Origin of the sequence: Pseudoalteromonas sp. TAE56 (assembly GCF_000497955.1) — a bacterium.
In the GTDB taxonomy this organism is placed as follows: Bacteria; Pseudomonadota; Gammaproteobacteria; order Enterobacterales; family Alteromonadaceae; genus Pseudoalteromonas.
This window is the reverse complement of sequence record NZ_AUTN01000104.1, coordinates 125,192-133,120: the sequence shown is the minus strand read 5'-3', so window position 1 is coordinate 133,120 and position 7,929 is coordinate 125,192. Positions and strand designations below refer to the sequence as shown.

The window sequence follows — 7,929 nt, the reverse complement described above, 5'->3', positions numbered from 1 at the left end:
ATGGCGGTATTGGCGCTGTAATTGGTCACGAAATGGGTCATGGATTTGACGATCAAGGTTCAAAATCAGACGAAAACGGTGTGCAACGTAACTGGTGGACTGATGCTGACCGCGCTGCATTTGACAAAAAAGCAGATCAACTGGCTGCCCAGTACAGTAAATACGAACCAATTGAAGGTAATTTTGTTAATGGTCGAAATAGCCTTGGCGAAAACATTGGTGATGTGGGTGGCTTATCAATGGCCTATCATGCGTACAAGCTAAGTTTAAATGGTAAAGAAGCGCCTGTAATAGACGGCGTGACTGGCGATCAACGTTTCTTCCTTGCGTGGGCACAAGTATGGAAAGAAAAACGTACTGAGCAAAGCATGCTTAACCAACTGCGTGGTGGCACACATGCACCAGGTCGCTTTAGAGCACAAGCGCCGCGTAACCACGATGCATGGTACAAAGCGTTTGATGTAAAACCAAGCGATGAGTTATACCTTCCTGAAGATGAACGTGTACGTATTTGGTAAGTAATATATGAGGCTATTAATTTGCCTCGTTTAATTTTATTACTCAATTAGGCAACTCATTAAATAAGTTGCCTTTTTATTTGATTAAATTTGCTCTGAAAATCCTCTTTAAATCAGCGCCAAAACGCCTCAATAAAATACACTTTAGATGGACTTTAAACGCTACAGTTTTAATCGGCTTTAATACTTACTAGCCCTTGAATGCATTTACCTTTAGAATACGCATTATAATTTTATTCTATTATTTACATATATTAAGGCGAAACGCAGATGGGAAGAGCTTACCAAAACAAAAAAGATTCAATGGCTAAGACTGCGGGTGCTAAAACTAAAGTTTATTCTAAGTACGGCAAAGAAATTTATATTTGTGCTAAAAACGGCGGTGTAGATCCAGATGGTAACTTATCATTACGTCGTTTAATTGAACGCGCTAAAAAAGACCAAGTACCAGCACACGTTATTGACCGCGCAATAGACAAAGCAAAAGGTGGCGGCGGCGAAGACTACTCAGCAACACGTTACGAAGGTTACGGCCCAGGTAACTGTATGATTATTGTTGATTGTTTAACAGACAATAACAAGCGTACCTTTGCTGATGTACGTGTTTGTTTTACCAAAGCAAATGCTAAAATTGGCGCTCAAAACTCTGTTTCACATTTATTTGATCACCTTGCTATTTTTGTATTTGACGGTGATGACGACGAAGCAGTACTTGAAGCTCTTATGATGGCTGATGTTGATGTAACTGACGTAGAAGTAGATGACGGTAAAGTCACTGTTTTTGCTCCTCACACAGAGTACAACAACACACGTACAGCGCTTGAAGAAATGGGCGTGACTGAATTTGACGAAGACCTAATTAGCTTTGTGCCACAAATTGAAACGCCGATTGAAGGCGAAGACGTTGAAGTTATGGAACGCTTTTTAGCCATGCTAGAAGATTGCGATGACGTACAAAACGTTTACCATAACGCGCAATTCTAAAGAGCGATTTAGTAAGTTAGAACGACTTTAAGCCAACAGCTATGTTGGCTTTTTCATTTTTAGAACATGGTATTAATATGAACTCCCTTAAAGAGCTTAAAAGTGGCAAACTTGCTGGTGCTACTCGCCTGCAATTAGTAGAAGAGCTAACAATATTCCCGGAAGAGATTTTTAGCTTAGCTGACACGCTCGAAGTACTCGATTTATCAAATAATAACTTATCAACACTACCTGATGAATTTGCCTGCTTAACACACCTTAAGCGTGTATTTTTATCGTTTAATCAGTTTAAGCATATTCCTGCTGTACTGGCTAAATGCCCAGCTTTAATTATGGTCGCGTTTAAAGGTAACCAAATTTCTGAATTTGCTTTAAACAGCCTGCCAAAAAATATTGAGTGGCTAATACTCACCGATAATACGTTAAGCGAATTGCCTGAAGACTTTGGTAATTACACCCAGCTTAAAAAGCTCGCGCTTGCGGGCAATCAACTTAAGCAACTGCCAAGTAGTATGGCGCAGTGCAAAAACCTTGAGCTTGTTAGGCTCTCTGCTAATAACTTAACACACGTAGACGACTGGCTGTTTGAACTGCCTAAACTTGCTTGGCTTGCGTTTGCCGGTAACGATTTTAATAAAGCCCAGTGCCTTACAAAGTGCAGCTTAGAAAATAAGCCTCTTGACGATTACACGCTTAGTCATGTTATTGGCCAAGGTGCATCGGGCGTTATTCATTTAGCGCAAGCTGCTGATAGCGCTGTAGCGATTAAATTATTTAAAGGTGCAATTACCAGCGACGGCTACCCGCTTGATGAAGTGAATTGCTGCTTACAAGCAGGCGATCACGCTAATTTAATTAAAGTACTTGCCTACATTGAACAAAGTGATCAGTTAGGTTTAGTGATGGAGCTAATAGATAAAAGCTTCGCTAATTTAGGTTTGCCTCCAAGCCTTGAAACCTGTACGCGTGATACCTTTAACAATGATTGCCATTACTCAACTCACGCTATTTTAAAAATTGCACAGCAAATGGTAAATACACTGCATCACTTACATGTTCGTAAAGTAAGTCACGGCGACATTTATGCGCATAACACTATGGTTAACCAAAACCATGACGTTCTGTTTGGTGATTTTGGTGCTGCAACTAATTTAACGATGCTAAGTGAGTATCAGCAAAAGCAACTAGAGTTGATAGAAGTAAGAGCTTTGGGCTGTTTAATTGAAGACTTATTAGGCACGGAAACCGGTGATGATAGGCAAAGTGAGCTATTTGTTAAAATGTCCGATATGGCAAAATATGCTATGCAACCTTCATTAAATCAAAGACCTACACTTACTGAGTTATTAGAAGAGCTAAATATATAATTAAGTAGAGTCATAAAAAAGAGCAACGTGTAGCACGTTGCTCTTTTTTTAGTTTATGTTTATTGAATTAATCGAGCTCATTTAGTGCGCTTAAACGGGTAAATCTGTTGTTTAAGCATACCTACCGGCATGTAATCCCCGACTACGCCATATGCTTCTGGCCACTCTTTTTCGCCTTTAACAGCAGTACCAAACACGTAGTCTAAAAACGAAAAATGCGCAGCGTAATTGCGGTCAATTGCGGCTTTATCTGACGCATGATGCCAATGGTGAAACTGCGGTGTAACCATAAAATATTTTAGCCAACCAAATTTCACACGTACATTTGCATGGTTAAACACAGCCTGTAAACCCACAATAATTACGTACAAACTAATTATTTGCTGTGAAAATCCAAGTACAAATATGGGTGTGAGCACTAAGCTGCGAGTTACGAGTATTTCAAGAATATGTTGGCGAGAGCCCGCTAACCAGTCCATTTCTTTAGCACTGTGATGTACGCCATGAAAGCGCCATAATAAAGGGACTTCGTGATAGGCACGATGCACCCAATACTGCATTAAATCAGCCACGAGTATTATTAAAAACAACTGCACTACAAATGGTGTTTGCTCTATATAACCTTGTACTGTAGATGATACAGCCCAGCCAAAACCATAATGCACAAAGTGGTTAGTAACGAGTAATACAAAACCAATAATTAAATGGTTTACGAAAAAGTGGTTTAAATCGCCTCGCCATTCGCTACGTAATATTTTTTGATCTTTTCGATGGGGTAGCAGCTTTTCAATAACAATAAATATGAGTGTTGAGCCGAGTAAATCTAAAATAAACCAATCGAGCCCTATGTAAGGTGTGTCGCTAGCAAACTCGTTTACCTCAACGTTTGGTCCGCCAAACATAATTGCCAGAACAATAAAAAACCACGCTGTAGCCCCTAAACGCTTATTGGTATTACGTACAAAGTTAAGTAGCCCTAAACTGCCCGAGACCAATAATGATGCAAACATAAGCTGACGTAAAAAGTCGACACTGTAGCTTTTTCTCAGCTCTGGTGTAGTTAAGTATTCAGGAAAGTGAAACGCTAATACGCCTAGGCAACTCAGTATTGCTAAAAAGCAGGCTATGTAGCCACTTATGTTGCCCTCACCTATCTGAAGATGATTTGTGCGAAATACTTTTCGCGATAAAGCTCTGATCATTTTTATTATTCCTTGCTTCGTTGAGTTGATTAAATACAACGAAATTCCATTGATTTACACACCCACATATTAACAAAATTTAGGGTATAAAAAATACAAATAGTTCCCTCCATAGTCTGAGTTGCAAATATACAGATAAACCAAACGCAAAAAAGCCACGCAATGCGTGGCTTGGTTGGATAAAGCTAAAACTTTACATCATTAGGGCTGTATTATAAAAACGCACCTAATGCTTTAACTTGGTCTAACATGCGGTTTGAGAAACCCCATTCGTTGTCGTACCAAGCCATTACTTTAACTAGATTGCCATCGGCTTTAGTTTGCGTTGCATCAAAGATAGATGACGCTGGGTTATGGTTAAAGTCGATAGAAACAAGCGGAAGCTCATTATATTGTAAAATATCTTTCATTGAACCCGTTGACGCTTCTTTCATGATTGCATTGATTTCTTCTGCAGTCGTATCGCGCTTAGTAATAAACGTAAAATCAACTAAAGATACGTTGATTGTTGGTACACGTACCGACATACCGTCTAATTTACCAGCAAGTTCTGGTAATACTAAACCAACAGCTGCCGCAGCACCTGTTTTAGTTGGGATCATAGATTGAGTTGCACTACGAGCACGGTATAGATCTGGGTGGTATACGTCAGATAGGTTTTGATCATTCGTATAAGAATGAATCGTTGTCATACTCCCCTTTTCAATACCTACTGTGTCGTTAATTGCTTTTGCAAGTGGTGCTAAACAGTTAGTAGTACACGATGCATTTGAGATGATTTGGCTAACAGCGTTAATTACATCGCTGTTTACACCATGAACCACTGTTGCATCCATATCTTTACCTGGAGCAGAAACGATTACTTTTTTAGCACCCGCTGTAATATGCTTAGCAGCGTCATCACGTTTAGTGAAAAAACCAGTACATTCTAAAACGATATCGACGTTTAGTGCTTTCCACGGTAAATTTGCAGGGTCGCGTTCTTGCGTTAACGTAATTACGTCATCGTCAATTAACATGGTGTTATTTTCAAGTGTTACTTTTTTAGAAAATTGACCATGAACTGAGTCATACTGCGTTAAATGTGCATTAACGTTAGCAGGTGCTAAATCGTTAATTGCTACAATTTTAATTTCGCTGTTTTGAGCTGACTCATAAAGTGCACGTAAAACATTTCTACCGATACGGCCGTAACCGTTAATTGCTACATTAATCATTTTAGACTCCTATTTAAGTTCACTTGCTTGGCGAGCAAGCGCTTCAATTGCTTGCCAGTCTTTATTTTCAATTAGTTGTTTATCTAGCATCCACGTACCACCAACACAAATAACGTTGTTAAGCGCTAAATAGTTCGGTGCAGTTGCTAGGCTAATGCCGCCAGTTGGGCAAAAAGTAATATGTGGTAATGGGCCACCAATTGATTTAAGCATTGCTGTTCCGCCTGCTGCTTCTGCAGGGAAGAATTTTAAATACTTAAAACCATGCGACGCAAGTTGCATAACTTCACTTGCAGTTGCAGCGCCTGGTAAAAATGGTATATCTGATGTTTTAGCCAAAGCAATAAGCTCATCGCTCACACCTGGACTCACCATAAAATCTGCACCTGCGGCAACCGAAAGATCAAAACTTGCTTTATCTACTACCGTACCAGTACCTACATAGGCTTCAGGTACTTCTGCTTTCATCAGCTTTACAGCTTCTGCAGCAATAGGTGTACGTAGTGTTATTTCTAAGGCTTTTAAGCCACCGTTATATAACGCTCTTGCAAGTGGTGCTGCATCTTCTAATTTTTCGATTACAACCACTGGCACTACGGGTGCCGATGCTAAGATTTTTTCAATACTCATTACTTGTTCCTCATTACCCAGTATGGCTAATATTTATTCAAGTCCAAAAGCACTCGCGCCTAAATCGGCACTGCTTACGATATTTCTAAATCCAGTAAATAATTCGCGACCTGTACCAAATGTTGCACTTGGCAGGCTAAGTTCTGCTTCACGTTTAGCAAGTTCTTCGTCGCTAACGTGTACTTTTAATATTCCGTTTGGCGCATCAAGTGTCACTAAATCACCTTCTCGGATTTTAGCAATAATGCCGCCTTCTACTGCCTCTGGTGCTAAGTGAATAGCAGCTGGTACTTTACCTGATGCACCCGACATACGACCGTCAGTAACAATGGCTACTTTAAAGCCTTCATCTTGAAGCGTTGCCATTACTGGCGTTAATTTATGTAGCTCTGGCATACCTTTCGCTTTAGGGCCTTGCTCTTTTAGCACGGCAATAAAGTCTTGGTTTAATTCGCCACGCGTGTATGCATCTTGCAGAGCACTTTGTGAGCTAAATACTTTTGCAGGAGCAGTAACAACCTGATGTTCAATAGCAACAGCTGACACTTTAATAACAGCTTTACCTAAGTTACCCGTTAGAAGTTGCAGACCACCTTGCTTACTAAAAGGGTTACTCACTGGGCGAAGTACTTCTTCATCGTGTGAGTTTGCTGGGCAATCTACCCATTTAACTTTAGTTGGGCCGGTTGAGTTGCTCATGATCAGGCTATCGTCTTTATCCAAACGAGGCTCTGTCATGTAAGGTGCTAAACCATCGCCTAGCATTGTTTTAACGTCTGTGTGTAAGTAACCAGCGCTTGCTAGCTCTCGCATTAAGAAACCCATACCACCAGCTGCTTGGAAGTGGTTTACATCTGCAGAGCCGTTAGGGTAAATACGTGTAAGTAGTGGTACAACTTCTGATAAATCAGACATATCTTTCCACGTAACCTGAATGCCCGCCGCTTTTGCTATCGCAACAATATGAATTGCATGGTTAGTAGAACCACCTGTAGAAAGCAGGCCTACTAAACCGTTTATAATCGTTTTTTCGCTGATCACATCGGCTAAACACGGGCTTTCTTTATCATCTGTAAGCTGCTTAAGCATAGTTTCTACAGCATTACCCGTAAGACCATCGCGAAGCTCAGTGTAAGGATTAATAAACGAACTACCTGGAAGGTGCAAGCCCATTATTTCCATTAACATTTGGTTTGAGTTTGCAGTACCGTAGAACGTACAAGTACCTGCGCTGTGGTAAGACGCGCTTTCAGCCTCTAATAAGTCTTCGCGACTTACTAGACCTTGTGCAAATTTTTGACGAATACGTGCTTTTTCTTTATTCGGAATACCTGATTGCATTGGGCCTGCTGGTAAAAAGAACACAGGTAAATGACCAAACGACAATGCACCAATTAATAAACCCGGGACGATTTTGTCGCAAACGCCTAAACAAAAAACGCCATCAAACACATCGTGTGAAAGCGATATTGCCGTAGACATAGCAATTACATCACGAGAAAAAAGCGAAAGTTCCATGCCGTCACGCCCTTGCGTAACACCATCACACATTGCAGGAACGCCACCAGCAACTTGTGCTGTAGCATCGTATTTGGTAGCAATGTCTTTAATTAAATCTGGGTAGTCTTTGTATGGCACATGAGCCGATAGCATATCGTTATATGAGTTGATAATAGCAAGATTTGGCTGCTCATCAGCCTTTAAGCGCGCTTTGTCATCACTGCTACATGCAGCCATAACATGGGCTATATTTCCGCAACCTAAACCGGCACGAACTCTTGTTTGTTTTTTTGCGTGCGAAATACGTTCTAAATAATCTTGACGGGTATTTTTACTGCGTTCGATAACGCGCTGGGTAACTTCTTGAATACGAGGATGTAACATAATTTAACTCATCTCTATTAGTTAGAGGATAAAGGCTCAGTAGCAACTACAGACTCCACGTAAATAACTGTACTGAGCATCTTTGATTTACCCGTTCAAAGGTACGCTACCAGGGAGCCTCTCACAA

7 protein-coding genes are annotated in these 7,929 nt (G+C 40.5%); 3 read left to right on the top strand and 4 right to left on the bottom strand.

Annotated features, from left to right (window positions below; translation table 11 throughout):
- The 3 genes from L656_RS0112075 to L656_RS0112065 all read left to right on the top strand — a co-directional run.
- Positions 1 to 518 (top strand): M13-type metalloendopeptidase (locus L656_RS0112075; protein WP_024599398.1); only part of this gene is annotated, 518 nt, incomplete at its 5' end.
- Between the two features lie 270 nt (positions 519 to 788).
- Positions 789 to 1,502: a YebC/PmpR family DNA-binding transcriptional regulator gene (locus L656_RS0112070; RefSeq protein WP_010555049.1), complete on the top strand. Its 714-nt coding sequence runs from the start codon at positions 789 to 791 to the stop codon at positions 1,500 to 1,502.
- Between the two features lie 41 nt (positions 1,503 to 1,543).
- A complete protein-coding gene (locus L656_RS0112065) occupies positions 1,544 to 2,869 on the top strand; it encodes a leucine-rich repeat-containing protein kinase family protein (protein WP_024599397.1) in 1,326 nt (441 codons plus the stop codon).
- A 77-nt stretch (positions 2,870 to 2,946) separates the two neighbouring features.
- Here the strand turns inward: L656_RS0112065 and L656_RS0112060 are convergent, their stop codons facing one another.
- From L656_RS0112060 to edd, 4 genes are all read right to left on the bottom strand, one after another.
- The gene (locus L656_RS0112060; RefSeq protein WP_024599396.1) at positions 2,947 to 4,071 is read right to left on the bottom strand and encodes a sterol desaturase family protein; all 1,125 of its coding nucleotides are present in this window, start codon (positions 4,069 to 4,071) and stop codon (positions 2,947 to 2,949) included.
- Positions 4,072 to 4,283: 212 nt separating this feature from the next.
- Positions 4,284 to 5,288: a type I glyceraldehyde-3-phosphate dehydrogenase gene (gap, locus tag L656_RS0112055; protein ID WP_024599395.1), complete on the bottom strand. Its 1,005-nt coding sequence runs from the start codon at positions 5,286 to 5,288 to the stop codon at positions 4,284 to 4,286.
- 9 nt (positions 5,289 to 5,297) lie between these two features.
- Positions 5,298 to 5,918 (bottom strand): bifunctional 4-hydroxy-2-oxoglutarate aldolase/2-dehydro-3-deoxy-phosphogluconate aldolase, encoded by a 621-nt coding sequence (gene eda, locus L656_RS0112050; RefSeq protein ID WP_002959756.1) that lies wholly within the window; start codon positions 5,916 to 5,918, stop codon positions 5,298 to 5,300.
- 33 nt (positions 5,919 to 5,951) lie between these two features.
- Complete coding sequence (gene edd, locus L656_RS0112045) at positions 5,952 to 7,802, bottom strand: phosphogluconate dehydratase (RefSeq protein ID WP_007582619.1); 1,851 nt, start codon at positions 7,800 to 7,802, stop codon at positions 5,952 to 5,954.
- Positions 7,803 to 7,929 lie beyond the last annotated feature (127 nt).

Excerpts from the sequence above, each read along its gene's own strand:
- L656_RS0112065 (WP_024599397.1), top strand. The coding sequence starts at position 1,544 with ATGTTGGCTTTTTCATTTTTAGAACATGGTATTAATATGAACTCCCTT.
- L656_RS0112060 (WP_024599396.1), bottom strand. The coding sequence starts at position 4,071 with ATGATCAGAGCTTTATCGCGAAAAGTATTTCGCACAAATCATCTTCAG.
- edd (WP_007582619.1), bottom strand. The coding sequence starts at position 7,802 with ATGTTACATCCTCGTATTCAAGAAGTTACCCAGCGCGTTATCGAACGC.
- L656_RS0112070 (WP_010555049.1), top strand. The coding sequence starts at position 789 with ATGGGAAGAGCTTACCAAAACAAAAAAGATTCAATGGCTAAGACTGCG.
- gap (WP_024599395.1), bottom strand. The coding sequence starts at position 5,288 with ATGATTAATGTAGCAATTAACGGTTACGGCCGTATCGGTAGAAATGTT.
- eda (WP_002959756.1), bottom strand. The coding sequence starts at position 5,918 with ATGAGTATTGAAAAAATCTTAGCATCGGCACCCGTAGTGCCAGTGGTT.